General features: G+C 66.3%; 16 protein-coding genes. 7 read left to right on the top strand and 9 right to left on the bottom strand.

Annotation, left to right across the window (positions count from 1 at the left end; all coding sequences use genetic code 11):
* Window position 1 precedes the first annotated feature (1 nt).
* The 5 genes from TL10_RS04145 to TL10_RS04125 all read right to left on the bottom strand — a co-directional run bounded on the left by TL10_RS04145 (window position 2) and on the right by TL10_RS04125 (window position 4,265).
* On the bottom strand, window positions 2–1,204 hold the full coding sequence (locus tag TL10_RS04145) for an MCE family protein (protein ID WP_043984607.1): 1,203 nt from the start codon (window positions 1,202–1,204) through the stop codon (window positions 2–4).
* A 12-nt stretch (window positions 1,205–1,216) separates the two neighbouring features.
* A complete protein-coding gene (locus tag TL10_RS04140) occupies window positions 1,217–2,059 on the bottom strand; it encodes an MlaE family ABC transporter permease (RefSeq protein ID WP_043398190.1) in 843 nt (280 codons plus the stop codon).
* Between the two features lie 43 nt (window positions 2,060–2,102).
* Window positions 2,103–2,867 (bottom strand): MlaE family ABC transporter permease, encoded by a 765-nt coding sequence (locus tag TL10_RS04135; RefSeq protein ID WP_043398187.1) that lies wholly within the window; start codon window positions 2,865–2,867, stop codon window positions 2,103–2,105.
* A 275-nt stretch (window positions 2,868–3,142) separates the two neighbouring features.
* Complete coding sequence (locus tag TL10_RS04130) at window positions 3,143–4,060, bottom strand: 3-oxoacyl-ACP reductase (protein WP_043984606.1); 918 nt, start codon at window positions 4,058–4,060, stop codon at window positions 3,143–3,145.
* Window positions 4,061–4,073: 13 nt separating this feature from the next.
* Window positions 4,074–4,265, bottom strand: a complete 192-nt coding sequence (locus TL10_RS04125) for a ferredoxin (protein WP_043398182.1) — start codon at window positions 4,263–4,265, stop codon at window positions 4,074–4,076.
* Between the two features lie 201 nt (window positions 4,266–4,466).
* Between TL10_RS04125 and TL10_RS04120 the strand changes: the two genes are divergently transcribed.
* The 3 genes from TL10_RS04120 to fadD17 are packed head-to-tail and all read left to right on the top strand — an operon-like array spanning window position 4,467 to window position 8,354.
* Complete coding sequence (locus TL10_RS04120) at window positions 4,467–5,648, top strand: acyl-CoA dehydrogenase family protein (RefSeq protein ID WP_043398336.1); 1,182 nt, start codon at window positions 4,467–4,469, stop codon at window positions 5,646–5,648.
* Window positions 5,649–5,664: 16 nt separating this feature from the next.
* Entirely contained in the window at window positions 5,665–6,765 is a 1,101-nt protein-coding gene (locus TL10_RS04115; protein WP_043984605.1) for an acyl-CoA dehydrogenase family protein, read from the top strand.
* 26 nt (window positions 6,766–6,791) lie between these two features.
* Window positions 6,792–8,354 (top strand): long-chain-fatty-acid--CoA ligase FadD17, encoded by a 1,563-nt coding sequence (fadD17, locus tag TL10_RS04110; protein ID WP_043984678.1) that lies wholly within the window; start codon window positions 6,792–6,794, stop codon window positions 8,352–8,354.
* Here fadD17 and TL10_RS04105 read toward each other — a convergent pair.
* Window positions 8,351–9,448 carry a methyltransferase gene (locus TL10_RS04105; RefSeq protein WP_082067830.1) on the bottom strand — a complete coding sequence of 366 codons (1,098 nt, stop codon included), beginning with the start codon at window positions 9,446–9,448 and terminating at the stop codon, window positions 8,351–8,353. The genes fadD17 and TL10_RS04105 overlap by 4 nt on opposite strands.
* 106 nt (window positions 9,449–9,554) lie before the next feature.
* Here TL10_RS04105 and TL10_RS04100 point away from each other — a divergent pair, with 106 nt between their 5' ends.
* Window positions 9,555–10,253 (top strand): LpqN/LpqT family lipoprotein, encoded by a 699-nt coding sequence (locus TL10_RS04100; RefSeq protein ID WP_043984603.1) that lies wholly within the window; start codon window positions 9,555–9,557, stop codon window positions 10,251–10,253.
* An 86-nt stretch (window positions 10,254–10,339) separates the two neighbouring features.
* Here TL10_RS04100 and TL10_RS04095 read toward each other — a convergent pair whose 3' ends face one another.
* Both TL10_RS04095 and TL10_RS04090 read right to left on the bottom strand, forming a co-directional pair.
* Window positions 10,340–11,461 carry an NAD(P)H-dependent flavin oxidoreductase gene (locus tag TL10_RS04095; protein WP_043398171.1) on the bottom strand — a complete coding sequence of 374 codons (1,122 nt, stop codon included), beginning with the start codon at window positions 11,459–11,461 and terminating at the stop codon, window positions 10,340–10,342.
* Between the two features lie 13 nt (window positions 11,462–11,474).
* Complete coding sequence (locus TL10_RS04090; protein WP_043984602.1) at window positions 11,475–13,127, bottom strand: medium/long-chain-fatty-acid--CoA/3-oxocholest-4-en-26-oate--CoA ligase; 1,653 nt, start codon at window positions 13,125–13,127, stop codon at window positions 11,475–11,477.
* 69 nt (window positions 13,128–13,196) lie between these two features.
* On the opposite strand from TL10_RS04090, the gene TL10_RS04085 reads away from it, so the two are divergent.
* From TL10_RS04085 to TL10_RS04075, 3 genes are read left to right on the top strand one after another with little or no spacing between them, the layout of a single operon-like run.
* Window positions 13,197–13,997: a crotonase/enoyl-CoA hydratase family protein gene (locus tag TL10_RS04085; RefSeq protein WP_043398165.1), complete on the top strand. Its 801-nt coding sequence runs from the start codon at window positions 13,197–13,199 to the stop codon at window positions 13,995–13,997.
* Entirely contained in the window at window positions 13,997–14,965 is a 969-nt protein-coding gene (locus tag TL10_RS04080) for an NAD-dependent epimerase/dehydratase family protein (protein ID WP_043984601.1), read from the top strand. The genes TL10_RS04085 and TL10_RS04080 overlap by 1 nt, the downstream gene beginning before the upstream one ends.
* 42 nt (window positions 14,966–15,007) lie before the next feature.
* On the top strand, window positions 15,008–16,210 hold the full coding sequence (locus TL10_RS04075) for a sensor histidine kinase (RefSeq protein WP_043984677.1): 1,203 nt from the start codon (window positions 15,008–15,010) through the stop codon (window positions 16,208–16,210).
* Here the strand turns inward: TL10_RS04075 and TL10_RS04070 are convergent.
* Window positions 16,207–17,535: an MFS transporter gene (locus tag TL10_RS04070; RefSeq protein ID WP_043984676.1), complete on the bottom strand. Its 1,329-nt coding sequence runs from the start codon at window positions 17,533–17,535 to the stop codon at window positions 16,207–16,209. The genes TL10_RS04075 and TL10_RS04070 overlap by 4 nt on opposite strands.
* Between the last annotated feature and the right edge of the window lie 12 nt (window positions 17,536–17,547).

The raw sequence follows: 17,547 nt of genomic DNA, 5'->3' as shown, positions 1-17,547 counted from the left end.
ATCAGTAGCGGTCCCTCTCTGCGTAGGCACCGGAGAACAGGAACTGCAGCGTCGAGGGAGCGTCGAACTGCAATTCGGTGTTCGGCTGGTATGGGATGTAGGCGTTGTCGGTCACCAGGAACGGCGTGTGGTACCACGAGCCGCCGTACTGTTTGGACGGGACGTCCGGAAGGCCACGGCAGTTCGGGCCACCGGAGGCGTTCACCATCGGCAGGCTCTCGGGGTAGGTGTAGTTGGGCGCACCCGGGAAGAAGTTCGAGGACACGAACAGACCCGGCTTGACGCCACCGAAGACCGGACCGAAGCGGTCCACTGCCTTCGACACACCTTGCAGCAGACACGGCAACTCGGGTGAATAGTCGCCCAGGACCTTCAGCGGCGCGCGCAGCCGCTGGATGGCGGCGATGTAGTCGTCGGCGGCCGGCGAGATGGTCGCGTACGCGTTGTTGGCGAACCCGGTGGATGCCAGCAGCGCCGCGTTCAGGTCGTCCTGCTCGTCGGTCAGTGTCTTGCTGACGGTCGGCGCGTTCTCGAAGACCTTGGCCAGGTCGGGCGCGGCGTCACCGTAGATGCCCGCGACCACGGCGGTGTCCTTGAAATCCTGCTGAAGGGTCGGCAGCTTCGGGTTGAAGTACTGCAGGTACTTGCTCAGCCCGGCAACCGCGGCGCCGGCGTCGTCGCCGTGGCCACGCAGGCCTTCACCGAGCGCGGTCACCGTGGCGTTCAGGTTGACGGGGTCGATCTTGTCGAGCAGGTCCGTCAGCGTCTGGAAGACGGTGTTCATCTCGATCTGGACATCCTTGGCCTGCACCTGCGCGCCGGGACGCATCGCATCTTTCGACGGATGCTCCGGCGGGAGGAACTCGACCGACTTGCCGCCGAACACCGTCGTGCTGCCGAGCCGGACCCGGGCGTTCGACGGGATGTACCGCATCTGGTCGCTCAGGACGGCGAGCTTCAGCTTCGCCTGGTCACCGGCGTACTCGATCGCCTCGACCTTGCCGACCTGGATGCCGCGGTACTTGACCTTGGCGTCGGGGTCCATGACCAGACCGGCGCGGGGCGCCATGACCGAAACGGTGTCGGTGGGGGTGAAGGCCGCGGTGTACGACAAATAGGTGAACACCACGGCGGCCAGGATGATGCTGATCAGCACCGCCGCCGCGAGCCTCACATGACTGCGTTTGGGACCACCGGAGGACATCGTCTACGCCCCCTATCCGGAGAGGTTGAAGTTGCCGGACGCGCCGTACACGGCCAGGGAGATGAGCAGGACGATGGTGACGACCACGATCAGCGAGGTGCGCACGGCCTGACCGACCGCGATACCCACGCCGACAGGTCCACCACTGGCGTTGTAGCCGTAGTAGGTGTGCACCAGCATGACCGCGATGGACATGACGATGGCCTGCAGGAATGACCACAACAGGTCGGTGGGCACCATGAAGGTGCTGAAGTAGTGGTCGTACAGACCGGCCGACTGACCGTTGATGTAGACCGTGGTGGCCCGCGCCGCGAAGAACGAGGCCAGGACCGCCAGGGCGTACAGCGGGATGACGGCGATCAGGCCCGCGATGATCCGGGTGGACACCAGGTACGACACCGAGTGCACGGCCATCGATTCGACGGCGTCGATCTCCTCGGCCACGCGCATGGCGCCCAGCTGCGCGGTACAACCGGCGCCGATGGTGGCGGCCAGCGCGATACCGGCGATGACAGGCGCGACGATGCGCACGTTGAGGAAGGCGGACAGGAAGCCGGTCAGGGCCTCGATACCGATGTTGCCCAGCGAGGAGTAGCCCTGGACTGCGATGACGCCGCCGGAGGCCAGCGTCATGAACGCCGCGACACCGACGGTGCCACCGATCATCACCAGCGCGCCGGTACCCATCGTCATCTCGGCGATGAGCCGGATGGTCTCGCGACGGTAGCGGGTCAGCGCGTTGGGGATGTACCGGAAGGACTCCCCGTAGAACAGCGCCTGCTCACCGATGCCGTCGACGATTCCGGGCAGAGCCCGGAACATTCGTTTGAAGCGGAGTGTTGCGTCGTAACTCATGCGCGATCCGTTTCCGCTACTCGCTGGGTGCTCATTCCCCGCATCACCGCACCAGTACCCGGACGCCGATGGCGGTCATGATCACGTTGATGACGAACAAGCAGATGAAGGCGTAGACCACGGTCTCGTTCACCGCGATGCCGACGCCCTTGGGTCCGCCCTTGACGGTCAGGCCGCGGTAGCAGCCGACCATGCCGGCGAGCAGGCCGAACAGCACGGCCTTGATCTCGGCGAGCATCAGCTCGCCCAGGCCGGTCAGCACCGTCAGGCCGTTGATGAACGAGCCCGGGTTGACGCCCTGCAGGAAGACGGAGAAGACGTAGCCACCGGCCAGGCCGATGAGGCACACCAGGTTGTTGAGCAGCACGGCGACGAAGGTCGAGGCCAGGACGCGCGGCACCACGAGGCGCTGAATCGGATCGATGCCGAGCACACGCATCGCGTCGATCTCTTCGCGGATGGTGCGGGCACCCAGGTCGGCGCAGATGGCGGTCGCACCGGCACCGGCGACCACCAGCACGGTGACGACGGGGCCCAGCTGGGTGATGGTGCCGAAGGCGGTACCTGCGCCGGAGAGGTCGGCGGCGCCGATCTCACGCAGCAGGATGTTCAGCGTGAAAGCCACCAGCACGGTGAATGGAATAGCGACGAGCAGGGTCGGCACGAGCGATACGCGGGCGATCATCCAGGTTTGTTCGAAGAACTCCCGGAACTGAAACGGGCGACGCCACATCTTCGTGAATGTGTCGAGGGCCATTTCGAAGAACCCGCCAACGGCCCGGGCCGGAGCCGCAAGCTGTTCGATCAACCTTCGACTCCATTCTCGGTCGTGGTCGAGCAGTCACGGCGAAGAGTGGGAATTCCCACGTTCGCTGCGGCCTGATCACCACTTCGTAATGAGTAGCTCTTGTGAGCCGGCTCATAGTAGCTAGAACATGTTCGCAGTGGCAAAAGAACAGCAAAATCACTGGGAAACGACATATAATCGCAGCTCAGGAGATATTTTGACGTTGCCGTTACTGTAACAAGTTCTAGTGCTGACGCGGCGCTTCCTGCGCCGCGTCAGCACTAGATCCGGGACGTTCAGTCCCTCGACTCCATCAAGGCAGTCGCAGAGAAATTCCGCTCCGGATCGCGGTCAGCAAAATATCCGTGCAACGTGGAACTCAGTTGTGTCATGTCCCACTCAGCGGACGACGCTGTGAAGTGGCTCTCCACGGTCGGGGCTGCTACCAGGGTCACAGTCGGACCATAAACGATGAAGAGCTGGCCATTCACGTTTTCCGACGCCGGCGAGGAAAGGAAATGGACCAATTTCACGACATGCTCAGGCGACAGCGGATCAACCTCACCCTCAACAGGAGCCGCACCGAACACATCTGCCGTCATCGCGGTACGGGCCCGCGGGGCGATCGCGTTGGCACGGACGCCGTAGCGCTCCAGGCCGCGGGCCGCGGTCAGCGTCAGCGCCGTGATGCCGGCCTTGGCGGCGCCGTAGTTCGCCTGCCCCACCGGACCGGCCAGGCCGGCCTCGGACGAGGTGTTGACGATCCGGCCGTACACCTTGCCGTCGGCCGACTCCTTCGCCTTGGCACGCCAGTAGGTCGCGGCGTTGCGGGTCAGCAGGAAGTGACCGCGCAGGTGGACCGCGATGACCGCGTCCCAGTCCTCGTCGGTCATGTTGAACAGCATCTTGTCGCGAGTGATACCCGCGTTGTTGACGACGATGTTCAGCCCGCCCAGGCCGTCCGCGGTGGCGACGAGTTCGTCGGCGGTGCTGCGGGCGCTGATATCCCCCGCCACGGCAACACCTTTCGAGCCGGCGGCGGCGATCTCGGCGAGCACGTCCGACTTGTCGAGCGCGCCGGCCATGTCGTTCACCACGACGGTGGCACCGGCGCGCGCCAGCCCGATGGCCTCGGCACGGCCCAGTCCCGCGGCGGCACCGGTGACCACAGCCACCTTGCCGGACAGGTCGGTGGAGTCGTTTTCGCTAGTCAATTTATGAATACCTCTAGTCTTTGCGGAGCAGGGCGGCGCGGGGGCATTCGGCGATGGACTGCTCAGCCAGTTCTTCCTGGTCGGCAGGCACCGGATCGGCCTTGACTACCGCATAGTCGTTGTCGTCCAGATCGAAAAGGTCCGGCGCAATTCCCACGCAAACCGCGTTTCCTTCACAGCGGTCGTGATCAACTTCAACCCGCATGACACCCTCCTGACGGCCCGGATTTCGACGGTGAGGCCAACATAACGACCCCGCCATGGCGATGCCAGTGTGGCACGCTCTGGACCCCAAGACTAGAACGTGTTACAAGTTTGAGTAGGCACGGGTCGCCGAAAGCGGCCCCCGCAAAGTGACTGACAGACCAAAGACGTACCCCAATTCGACTGATAAAGGATGAATTCGATGCGGATCGGCTACACGCCCGAGCAGGAGGAGTTGCGGCGCGAACTGCGCTCGTACTTCGCCAAACTCATGACCCCCGAGCGCGCCGAGGCCCTGGCGTCCAATGACGGCGAGATGGGACGCGGCAATGTGTACCGCGAGACCGTCGAGCAGATGGGCAAGGACGGCTGGCTGACGCTGAGCTGGCCGAAGGAGTACGGCGGCCAGGCCCGGCCCCCGATGGACGGCCTGATCTTCAACGACGAGGCCGCCATCGCCAACGTGCCGGTGCCGTTCCTGACGATCAACTCGGTCGCGCCGACGATCATGCACTTCGGCACCGAGGAGCAGAAGAAGTTCTTCCTGCCCAAGATCGCCGCGGGCCAGCTGCACTTCGCCATCGGCTACTCCGAGCCCGGCGCCGGTACCGACCTGGCCTCGCTGCGCACCACCGCGGTCCGCGACGGCGACGACTACGTCATCAACGGCCAGAAGATGTGGACGTCACTGATCGCCTACGCCGACTACGTCTGGCTGGCGGCCCGCACCAACCCCGAGGCCAAGAAGCACCGCGGCATCTCGATGCTGATCGTGCCGACCACCGCCGAGGGCTTCTCCTGGACCCCGGTGCACACCATGTCGGGTGTCGACACCAGTGCCACCTACTACCAGGACGTCCGCGTCCCGACCTCCAGCCTCGTCGGCGAGGAGCACGGCGGCTGGAAGCTGGTCACCAACCAGCTCAACCACGAGCGCGTGGCCCTGGTGTCGGCGCAGCCGATTTTTGTTGCGCTGGACGGGGTTCGGGAATGGGCCCAGAACACCAAGGACCACCACGGCAAGCGGCTGATCGACTCGGAGTGGGTGCAGCTGAACCTGGCCCGGGTGCACGCCAAGGCCGAAGTGCTGAAGCTGATCAACTGGGAGCTGGCCTCGGCCACCGATTCGGCCCCCTCCCCCGCCGACGCGTCGGCGGCCAAGGTGTACGGCACCGAGCTGGCCACCGAGGCCTACCGGTTGCTCATGGAGGTGCTCGGCACCTCGGCGACCCTGCGCCGGGACACCCCGGGTGCGCTGCTGCGCGGCCGGATCGAACGCTGGCACCGGTCCTGCCTGATCCTGACCTTCGGCGGCGGCACCAACGAGATTCAGCGCGACATCATCGGCATGGTCGCGCTCGGCCTGCCCCGAGTGAATCGCTAAGAGAGAGCGGCGAGAAATGGACTTCAAGACAACCGAAGCATCTGACGACCTCGGCGGCCTGGTCCGGTCCATCACCGAATCGGTGGTGACCCCGGAGCGCCAGAGGGAACTCGACAAGCTCGATGAGCGGTTCGACCGCGAGCTGTGGGCCAAGCTGATCGACTCCGACATCCTGTCCACCACCGCACCGGAATCGGTGGGCGGCGGCGGTTTCGGCGCGCTGGAGCAGGGTGCCGTGCTGGTCGCACTGGGCCGTCAGCTCGCGGCGGTGCCGTACCTCGAGTCGACCATCCTGGCCGCCGGCGCCATCGCCGAATTCGGTTCGGCCCAGCTGCAATCCGAGTGGGCCGCCCCGGCCGTCGCCGGCAGCAAGATCGTCGTTCCGGCACTGGACGGCGAGATGGGCCAAGGCCCGGTGCAGGCCACCGGCTCCGACGAGGCCGGCTACACCCTGACCGGTACCCGCACCCAGGTCGCGTACGGCCCGGTTGCCGACGCCTTCCTGGTCCCCGCCGAAACCGATTCCGGCGTCAAGGTTTTCCTGGTCGCCGCAACTGATTCCGGCGTCACCGTCACCTCGCTGGACACCACCGGACACGGCAGCATCGCGCACCTGGATCTGCAGGGCGTGGCCGTCGCCGCCGACCGCGTCGTCGGTGGTTCGGAGGTCGCGTCCTGGCTGCAGCTGCACAACGTCCTGGGCCGCAGCGCATTCCAGCTCGGGGTGGTGGAGCGCGCGTTGGAGCTCACCGCTCTGTACGCCCGCGAACGCGAGCAGTTCGACCGCCCGATCGGCAGCTTCCAGGCCGTGTCGTCCCGGTTGGCCGACGGCTACATCGACGTCAAGGCACTGCGCCTGACGCTGACCCAGGCCTCGTGGCGCGTGGCCGAGGGACTGCCCGCCGAGATCGACGTGAACACCGCGGCATTCTGGGCCGCCGAGGCCGGACACCGGGTGGCGCACACCGCGGTGCACGTGCACGGCGGTGTCGGCATCGACATGGATCACCCGGTGCACCGGTACTTCCTGGCGGCCAAGCAGACCGAGTTCGCCATCGGCAGCGCCACCGGGCAGCTGCTGCGCATCGGGCGCGAGCTGGCGGACACGCCGGCCTGATTCACGTCTCCGACATGGGAAGCCTGATGTCCGACCGGCCCACCGTCAGCGACCTGCTGCGCCCGCTGGTCGATGTCACCGACCGCGGGTTGTACGACTGCACTGCGGCGCCGGACGATTCCTCACAAGAAGATGATGGCGGCCCGGCTGATCTGATCAGCTGGGCCGACCACATCGCCGCGGGCGCACAGTTGGCCGCGGCGCTCAAAGCTCGACTGGACCCGGCCAAACCGCCGCATATCGGTGTGCTGCTGAGCAATACGACGTTCTTCTCGTCGCTGTTGGTGGCCGCCGCACTGGCGGGGCTGGTGCCCGTCGGCCTGAACCCGACCCGCCGCGGGGCCGCGCTGGCCGGCGACGTCGAGCGCTCCGACTGCCAGTTGGTGCTGGCCGACAACCTCGATCTGGTCCCCGCCGGTCTCGACGCCGCGGGCATCGACGTCATCGACGTCGAATCTGCCTCATGGGCAACCGAACTCGCAGGATTCGCCGGCGCGCCGGTGCAGTTCGCCGACGTCGACCCCGACGACCTGTTCATGCTGATCTTCACCTCGGGCACCAGCGGTGACCCCAAGGCCGTCCGGGTCACCCACGACAAGGTGGCGTTCCCCGGTCAGATGCTGGCCGACCGCTTCGGCCTCGGGCGCGATGACACGTTCTATCTGTCCATGCCGCTGTTCCACTCCAACGCGGTGATGGCCGGCTGGGCGGTGGCGCTGGCGGCTCAGGGGTCGATCGCGTTGCGCCGCAAGTTCTCCGCCTCCGGATTCCTCCGGGATGTGCGCCGCTACGGCGCCACCTACGCCAACTACGTCGGCAAGCCGTTGTCGTACATCCTGGCCACGCCGGCGCAGCCGGACGACACCGACAATCCGCTGAAATTCATGTACGGCAACGAGGGTGCCCCGCGCGACCTGAACCGGTTCGCACAGCGTTTCGGCGTCATCGTCGTCGACGGTTTCGGTTCCACCGAAGGCGGCGTCGCAGTCGCCCGCACGCCGGACACCCCGGCCGGCGCGCTGGGCCCACTGACCGCCGAGGTGGCCATCGTCGACGTGGAGACCGGGCTGCCGTGCCCGCCCGGCGTCGTCGGCGAACTGGTGAACCCGACCGGCCGTGGCTGGTTCCGCGGCTACTACAACAACGCGGCCGCCGAGGCCGAGCGCATGGCCGGCGGCATCTACCACACCGGCGACCTGGCCTACCGGGACGCGGCTGGATTCATCTATTTCGCTGGGCGCCTTGGTGATTGGATGCGGGTCGACGGCGAGAACCTCGGCACCGCACCCATCGAGCAGGTGCTGCTGCGGCACCCCGACGTCGTCGAGGCGGCCGTCTACCCGATACCCGATCCCGCCGTCGGCGACCAGGTGATGTCGGCCCTCGTCCTCCTCGACGACGCGACATTCTCCGCGGACGACTTCAGCGCTTTCCTGGCCGCCCAGGAGGATCTGGGCCCCAAGCAGTGGCCCCGGTTCATCCGCGTCGCGACGACGCTGCCCCGCACCGAGACCTTCAAGGTCATCAAGCGGCAGCTGTCGGCCGAGGGCACCGACTGCGCCGACCCGGTTTTCGCGATCGCCCGCTAGTCGTGTACCGGGACGGCCTCGACGAGCGACATCGGCCCGGCCGTCGGGACCACGCGGGTCTGCCGAAGTCCGGCGCGCGCCAACAACTCTGCGTACTGCGAGGCCGTGCGTTCCCGCCCGCCTGCCGTGACCAGCATCTCGAGGTCCACGAGCATGCCGGGGTGATTCGGCATGCCTTCGGGCAGCACGAGTTCGATCAACGCGACGGTGCCCGTCGGTGCCATCACCGACCGGATGTTGCGCAGGATCGCCAACGCACTGTCCTCGTCCCAGTCATGGATGATCGTCTTCAGCAGATAGGCATCGCCGCCTGCGGGGACCGACTCGAAGAACGAGCCACCGGTGACGGTGATGCGGTCGGACACCCCGGCCGAGTCGAGCACCGGACCCGCACCCGCCACGACGGACGGCAGGTCGAACAGCACGCCGCGGGCGTCTGTGGCCTGCTGCAGGACTGCCGACAGCAGTGCGCCGTGCCCGCCACCCACGTCGACGATGGTGCCGAAGCTGCGGAAATCGTATGCCGGCAAAAGGGTTTCGATCACCATGCCGGACAGTCCGGTCATCGCGTTGTTGAACGCCGCGGCCAGGTCAGGATCAGTCTCGAAGTAGTCAAAGGGCGCCATGCCGCGCAACATCTCTATCGACGTCTTGCCGGTCTGTACCGAGTACAGCAACTGGCCCCAGTGTTCCCAATGCTTGGGGTGGCCGATGAACTGGAGCATCGGCGCCATCGATCCCGGCACATCCGACCGCAGCGCCTGGCCGAGCCGCGTGAGCGCGAACCGTCCGCCACGCTCCTGCTTGAGGACTCCGTTGCTGGCCAGCGCCCGCAGCAACCGGAATGTGGCCGCGGGATCGGAGCCCACGCGTCGAGCGACGTCTTCGGCGGTCGCCGGAGCAGCGGCGAGCATGTCGATGATGCCGAGTTTGGACGCCACATACATGGCCTGGGTGAGCCAGCTGCCCAACACCATCTCGAACATGGTGAGGTTGGCCGGCGCAACGGCCTGGCGTAGTTGGCTCAAGCCTTCGCGGACCCGGCCGATGCCGTCGATGAGCCAGCCGGGCGGTGGTTTCTGCGCGTTTGCCACGCGCTCACAGTAGTGCCACAGCTAATCCACACGCTAGAGCCGGTTTCGCGCCGGCTCGATCCCGGCTCACAGGATCACTGCGAGCTTGGTCCATTAGTCTCGCCACATGAGAACGTCCGCGATCACCGGCCTCGTCGCGGCAGCGACCGCACTGTCTGTGGTGCTGGCCGGCTGCGACTCCGGAAAAGATGCGAGCGCGGCGTCCGACAGCCCGGCCAGCGCCGCGCCGACGACAGCGGCCGCCGCTGCCGATGCGGGCAACAGCAAGGCAAGTGACGGCCCCAACCCGACGATCGCCAGCTACATCAAAGACCACAAGATCACCGAACAGCAGGTGCACCGCACCGACAACGGCGAGCCGAAGGTCGACCTGCCGAAGCCGGACGGCTGGAAGGCCACCGGCGACGACAATCCGCCATGGGCGTACGACTCGATCATCTACAACGGACCCGTCGACTCGGCGAACTACGCGCCCAGCGTCATCGCGCTGCTGTCGAAGCTGACCGGCGATGTCGATGCCAAGGCGCTGATGGCCACCGCGCCCGGGGAGATTCAGAACCTGCCGGGCTTCACGCCGTCGGGTCCCGGGACGGAGACCAAGGTGCGCAACTACCCCGCCTACCGCATCGCCGGCACCTGGGTGTCCGACGGCAAGACGAAGTTCGTCGCGCAGCAGACGGTGATCTTCCCATCGGGCGGGGCAACCTATGTCCTGCAACTGAATTCAGACGGTGCGGTGGACCAGACGCCGATCATCCAGGCCGCCACCGACACCGTCGCGCAGCAGGTGAAGATCACGCCCTAGCGCTCGCGCTTCTCTTTCGCGAGCAGACGCAAAACTGTCATTTTGCCGCACAAAACGACAGTTTTGTGTCTGCTCGCGCAGGGAAATCAGTTGTCGCGGATGGCATCCAGGCGCTTGGTGGCTGCCTCGAACTCGGCGACCAGATCAGCGATGATGGCCTCGACCGGGCGGATCTCGTTCATCCGGCCGACGATCTGACCGACCGGCATGGCGACCGCGGTCGGATCACCGGACTCGTTCATGCGCTGATGAGCCTCGCTGACCAGGATGTTCTGCAACGGCATCGGCAGCGGATCGGGCGCACCGTCGGCGTCCCAGGCGTCGGTCCAGCGGCTCTTGAGCAACCGGGCCGGCTTGCCGGTGTAGATCTTGCGGCGGACGGTGTCAGCCGAGGTTGCGTTCAGCATCGCTTGCTGCACAACGGAAACACCCGACTCCAGCCGCACGCCCAGGTCGTATTCGGCCGACGTCAGAAACGCCGAGCCCATCCAGACACCCTGCGCGCCGAGCGCCAGCGCGGCGGCCAGCTGCCGGCCGGTGCCGATGCCACCGGCGGCGAGCACCGGGGCCGAACCATCAAGGGCATCAACGATTTCCGGCCAGAGCACCACGGAACCGATCTCGCCGGTGTGGCCACCGGCCTCGTGCCCCTGTGCGACGACGATGTCGACGCCGTTCTCCACGTGCCGCGCCGCGTGCTTGGCCGAGCCCGCCAGCGCGGCCACCGGAACACCCGCGGCATGCGCCTGGTCGATGACGTCCTTGGGCGGCGAGCCGAGTGCGTTGGCGATCAGTTTGATCGGGTGCTTGAGCGCCACCTCGACGTGGCTGCGCGCCACCGAGTGCAGCCAGCCCAGCACACCCTCGTTCTTCTCTTCGTCCTCCGGCAGCGGTGGCACGCCGAGATCGGCGAGGGTCTTCGCGACAAAGTCCTTGTGTCCCTGCGGGATCAGCTTGTTGATGTCGACGCTGGTGCCCTCGGTGGGCACCTTGGCCGGCATCACGATGTCGACGCCGTACGGCTTGCCGTCGGTGTTGGCGTCCATCCACTGCAGGACGTTCTCGAGATCGTCGGCGTCGTTGAACCGGACGCAACCGAGCACACCCATGCCGCCCGCGCGGGTCACCGCCGCCGCCACCTTCTCCGACGGGGTGAAGACGAAGATCGGGTACTCGATGCCGAAGCGATCGCAGAGTTCGGTTTTCATGTCTGTTTCCTAACTAGGCTTGCACGCCTGCGTGTTTGGCGTGCACCTCATCGGCCGGGCGGGCCTCGGTCTGGTCCTTGGCCCAGCGGTAGTCGGGCTTGCCCGCCGGGGACCGCTTGACCTCGTCGACCAGCCACAGGCTGCGCGGCACCTTGTAGCCGGCGATCTCGCTGCGGACGAACGCGTCCAGGTCGGCCAGCGCGGGCTTGGTGCCCTCGCGGGGCTGCACGACGGCCGCGACGTGCTGACCGAAGCGCGGGTCCGGCACACCGACCACCAAGGCGTCGAACACATCTGGGTGACCCTTGAGCGCGGCCTCGACCTCTTCGGGGTAGATCTTCTCGCCACCGGAGTTGATCGACACCGAGCCGCGGCCCAGCATCGTCACGCTGCCATCGGCCTCGACCTCGGCGAAGTCGCCCGGGATGGCGTAGCGCACCCCGTTGAACGTCCGGAAGGTCTCGGCAGTCTTCTTCTCATCCTTGAAGTAACCGACCGGGATGTGGCCGCACTTGGCGATGATGCCGCGCACGCCCGAACCCGGAACCACCTCGTTGCCGTCCTCGTCGAGGACCTTGGTGTTCTTGTCGATGGTGACGCGTGGGCCGCCGGTGTGCGACTGCCCCTTGGCGACGATGCTGGTACCGCCGAAACCGGTCTCCGAGGAGCCGATCGAGTCGGTGATGATCCGATTCGGCAGCAGCTCGAGGAACTTCTCCTTGAGGCTGGTGGAGAACAGCGCGGCGGTACTGGCCAGCAGGAACAGCGAGGACAGGTCGTAGGTGTTGCCCTCCTCCTGGTGCGCCAGCAGGGCGTCCAGGAGCGGGCGGGCCATCGCGTCGCCGGTGAAGAAGAGCAGATTCACCTTGTGCTCGTGGATCATTCGCCACGCGGCGTCGGCGTCGAACTCCGGCATCAGCACCACGGTGTGGCCGGTGAACATGGCCATCCAGGTGGCCGACTGGGTCGCGCCGTGGATCATCGGCGGGATGGGAAGCCGGATCATCGGCGGGTTCGCGGCGGCCTGCTTGGACAGGTCGTATTCGTCGGCGATCGGCTCGCCGGTGGCGAAGTCGGTGCCGCCGAACAGCACTCGGTAGATGTCCTCGTGCCGCCACATGACGCCCTTGGGGAATCCGGTGGTGCCGCCGGTGTACAGCAGGTAGATGTCGTCTTCGCTGCGCGGGCCGAAGTCGCGCTCGGGTGAGTGCTCGGCGATGGCGGAGTAGAACTCGACGCCACCGTAGCGCTGGAAGTCACCGTCGGAACCGTCCTCGACGACCAGGATGGTCTTGAGCAGCGGCAGCTCGGGCAGCACGTTGGCAACCCGGTCGGAGTACTGGCGCTCGTGGATCAGCGCGACCATGTCCGAGTTGTCGAACAGGTACTTCAGCTCGCCCTCGACGTAGCGGAAGTTGACGTTGACCAGGATCGCGCCGGCTTTGATGATGCCGAGCATGCCGATCACGATCTCGATGCGGTTGCGGCAGTACAGCCCAACCTTGTCGTCCTTCTTGACGCCCTGCGACTGGAGGTAGTGAGCCAGGCGGTTGGCCTTCTCCTCCAACTCGGCGTAGGTCAGCTTTTCGTCGCCACAAATCAGGGCGACACGGTCCGGCACAGCATCGATGGCGTGCTCGGCAAGATCTGCGATATTCAGAGCCACGGTACATAAACTAGAACGTGTTACATTTTGTGACAAGTCTAACGTTCTCGAGCCCGGAGGAAGGCACCTGTGAGCGAGCCCGAAAAAGGCCCCGACGCCCTCATTGAGCAGCGCGGACACACCCTGATCGTCACTTTGAACCGGCCCGAGGCCCGCAACGCCCTTTCTGGCGAGATGCTCTCGATAATGGTCGAGGCCTGGGACCGCGTCGACAACGATCCCGAGATTCGCACCTGCATCCTGACCGGCGCCGGCGGCTACTTCTGCGCGGGCATGGACCTCAAGGGCGCCGCCAAAAAGCCGCCGGGCGACTCGTTCAAGGACGGCAGCTACGACCCGTCGCGCATCGACGGTCTGCTCAAGGGCCGCCGCCTGACCAAGCCGCTGATCGCCGCGGTCGAGGGCCCGGCCATCGCCGGCGGCACCGAGATCCTGCAGGGCACCGACATCCGCATCGCCGGTGAGAGCGCCAAGTTCGGCATCTCCGAAGCGAAGTGGAGCCTGTACCCGATGGGCGGCTCGGCGGTGCGCCTGGTGCGCCAGATTCCGTACACCATCGCGTGCGACATGCTGCTGACCGGACGGCACATCACCGCGGCCCAGGCGCTGGAATACGGGCTGATCGGGCACGTGGTTCCGGACGGCACCGCGCTGGAGAAGGCCCTGGAGATCGCCGAGGTGATCAACAACAACGGCCCGCTGGCCGTGCAGGCCATCCTCAAGACCATCCGCGAGACCGAGGGCATGCACGAACTGGACGCCTTCAAGCCCGACACCGCCAACGGCATCCCGGTCTTCCTGTCCGAGGACGCCAAGGAAGGCCCGCTGGCATTCAAGGAGAAGCGCGCACCGCAGTTCAAGATGCGCTGATGCACATCGCCGTGACGGGCGGCACCGGCTACGTCGGTGCCCACACCGTCCGCGCCCTGCTGGCAGCCGGGCATACGGTCCGGCTGCTGGTGGTCCCCGGCGGCAACGACGACGCGGCGCTCGATGCACTGTGCCAGCTGGGTCCGCTTGAAGTCCTGGCCGGCGATATCCGCAATCCCGCAACGGTTTCCGAGCTACTGGCCGAATGCGACGCCGTGCTGCACGCGGCCGGTGTCGTCGGCACCGACAGCCGCCGCACCCAGCTCATGTGGGAGATCAATGCCTACGCCACCGAGGCCCTGCTGACGCAGGCCGCCGAGTTGGGGCTCGACCCCATCGTGTCGGTGTCGTCCTACAGTTCATTGTTCCCGCCGCCAAACGGCATCATCGGGCCCGACACTCCCCCGGCACCCGGCCGCAGCGACTACGCCCGCACCAAGGCCTACGCCGATCTCGCGGCCCGGCGGCTACAGGCCGAGGGCGCTCCCGTCGTCGTTACCTACCCGTCGTCGGTGGTCGGGCCGGCCTTCCACACGGCAGTCGGTGTGACGCAACGTGGTTGGGATCCGATCGTGCGGTACCGCGTCGCCCCGCGACTGCGCGGCGGCATGCAGATGATCGATGTCGGCGACGTGGCCCGCGTTCACACGGCGCTGATGCAGCCCGGCCGTGGACCGAAGCGCTATGTCTGCGGCGGCGTGCTGCTGACGTTCGACCAGATGGTCGACGCACTGCAGTCGGCCCTGGGCCGGCCGATCCGCCGGCTTCCCCTGTCGCCCAGCCTGTTTCGCGGCGTCGGCCGAGTTTCGGATTTCGCCGGGCGCTGGCTGCCCCTGGCCGAGGGCCTGAGCCACGAAGCCGCCGTGCTGCTGACGGCGGCCGTGCCCACTGACGACAGCCTGACCTTGGCCGACCTGAGCCTGACCTGGCGCGACCCCCGAGAGTCCATCGTCGAATCATTTGCGTGATTCGTGCACGATTTTCCGCGGCCATCACGGAAAATCGTGCACATGTCTGAACCCAGTAGGCCTCTGCTGCGCGGCCTGCTACTGCAACTCGCCCTGCGGGCGCTGTTGGCGGTGTTCATCGGGTTCGGCTTGCTGTTCGAGCCCCCGAACGCCAACGTGCGGTTGCACTGGGGCATCTTCGCCTGCTACGTCGCGATGGTCGCGGTGTGGGGATTGTGGGCGCGACGCTCGGCCGATCAATCCGACCAGCGAACCAAGCGGGTGGCGGCACTGTTCCTGTTGTGCGCGGATCTGACTGTGGTGGCGGTCATTTCAGTGGACAGCGGGCTCAGTTCGCCCGAAACCTGGACGTCCGACGTCCTGCAGCATGGGCTGTTCCTGATCCCGCTGATCGCGGCGGCGCAGCTCGATCCCGCCGTCAGCGCCATGATCGCGATCCCGACCGTCGCCACGTTCTTCGTCGTGAACTGGATCGACCGGGAAGCCAACGGTCACGAGCCCTGGGGCTCGATCCTGTTGCGCACCGCCATCGTGTTCGGCCTGGCCGCCGGGTCGGTCGCGCTGTCGTGGATTCAGCAAGCCAAGACGCGGACCATCGCCGATCTGGCCCAGGAGCGGACCCGGCTGCTCGAAGAGGTGATCAGCCTGGAGAAGCGGGAGCGTCAATCGCTCTCGGAGCGTCTGCACGACGGCGCGCTGCAGTACGTCCTGGTGGCCCGGCACGACATGGAGGACGTCCGCGACGGGTCGGTCGAGGGCATGGACCGCGTCGACTTCGCGCTCGCGGAATCCTCCCGGCTGCTGCGCGACGTGGTGCGTGAACTGCATCCCGAGGTGCTGGCCCGTTCCGGCCTCAAGGCCGCGATCACCTCACTGGCCGACGGTATCGCCGCACGGACCAGCATCACGGTTCACCTGGACGCCGACGGCTGGCCAGAGAGCCTGCGCACCAACGTCGACCATCTGCTCTACAGCGCGGCCCGGGAGTTCTCGACCAACGCGATCAAGCATGCGCATGCCGACAACCTGCGATTCAGGCTGGCGCACAACGGCAGTCGGGCCGAACTGAGCATCGCCGACGACGGCGTCGGCATTCCGGCGGACCGGCTGGCGCAGAGCGTCGAGGACGGTCACATCGGGTTCGCCTCGATCTGCACGAAAGTGCTTGCCACGGGCGGCCAATTCACGGTCACGGGTTCCCCCGGCACCGTCATCACGATGGCGGTGCCTGCGGCCCCCAGCTAGAACGCCGCGCCCTGCTCGCGGTCGAGGTAGGTGGTGGTCTTGTTCTTCAGGAACACCAGGTACACGACCAACGACACCGCGATGCACACGGTGACGTAGCCGATGAACAGCGGCACCTGGTCGCGCGCCTTGAGCGCTTGATAGATCAGCGGCGCGGTACCGCCGAAGATCGAATTGGCCAGTGCGTAGCCGACTCCCACGCCCAACGCCCGCACATGCGCGGGGAACAGTTCGGACTTCACCAACGCGTTGATCGACGTGTAGCCGGTCAGGATGACGTAACCGACCGCGAGCAACGTGAACGTCGCGATCGGCGAATGTGTCTGCGGCAGATAGGTGATCAGCACATAGGTGTAGACCAGGCCACCGAAACCGAACCACAGCAGCAGGGGTTTGCGGCCCACCCGGTCACTGATGATCCCGCCGATCGGCTGCAACAGCATCAGGAAGATCAGGCCGGCCAGGTTGATCCACGTCGCTGTCATCGCCTCGGTCTTGTACGTGGTCTTGACGATGGCGGGGGCGTTCACGCTGTAGGTGTAGAACGCGACCGTGCCGCCGAGCGTGATCAGGAAGCACAGCAGCAGCGGCCGCCAGTACTTGGTGAGCAGTTCGCGCAGCGAGCCCGCACCGGTGTCTTTGCCCGCTTTGATCGCCGCCAGCTGCTCCTCGGACAGCGACTCGTCCATGGACCGGCGCAGCCAGAACACCACCACCGCTGCCACGCCACCGATGGCAAATGCGATGCGCCAACCGAATTCGTGTACCTGATCCTTGGTGAGCGCGGTCAGGATGATCAGCAGGGTGAACTGGGCGAGCACATGCCCGCCGACCAGCGTGACGTACTGGAACGACGAGAAGAAGCCGCGCCGTTCCCGCGTGGCCGCCTCCGACATGTACGTCGCGGAGGTGCCGTATTCGCCACCGGTGGCGAAACCTTGCACCAGCCGGCACAAGATCAGCACCACCGGCGCGGCCGCCCCGATCGTCGCCTGCCCGGGCACCAGCGCGATCACCATGGAGCACATCGCCATCAGCGACACGCTGAAGGTCAGGGCGGCGCGCCGGCCGCGACGGTCGGCGTACCGCCCGAAGAACCATGAGCCCACCGGCCGGGTCAGGAACGTGACGGCGAAGATCGCGTAGACGTAGATCGTCGAATTCTGGTCCGCCTCATCGAAGAATTGCTTCTCGAAGTAGGTGGCGAACACGGTGTAGACGTAGACGTCGTACCACTCCACCAGGTTGCCGGAGGAGCCCCGGATGGTATTCCAGATCGCGCGGCGGTTTTCGGCTTTGGTCGATGAGATCATCGATGTGGTCATGCCGCCCATCAT

Origin of the sequence: Mycolicibacterium llatzerense (genome assembly GCF_000878195.1) — a bacterium.
GTDB lineage: Bacteria > Actinomycetota > Actinomycetes > Mycobacteriales > Mycobacteriaceae > Mycobacterium > Mycobacterium llatzerense.
This window is presented reverse-complemented; position numbering and strand designations above follow the sequence as displayed.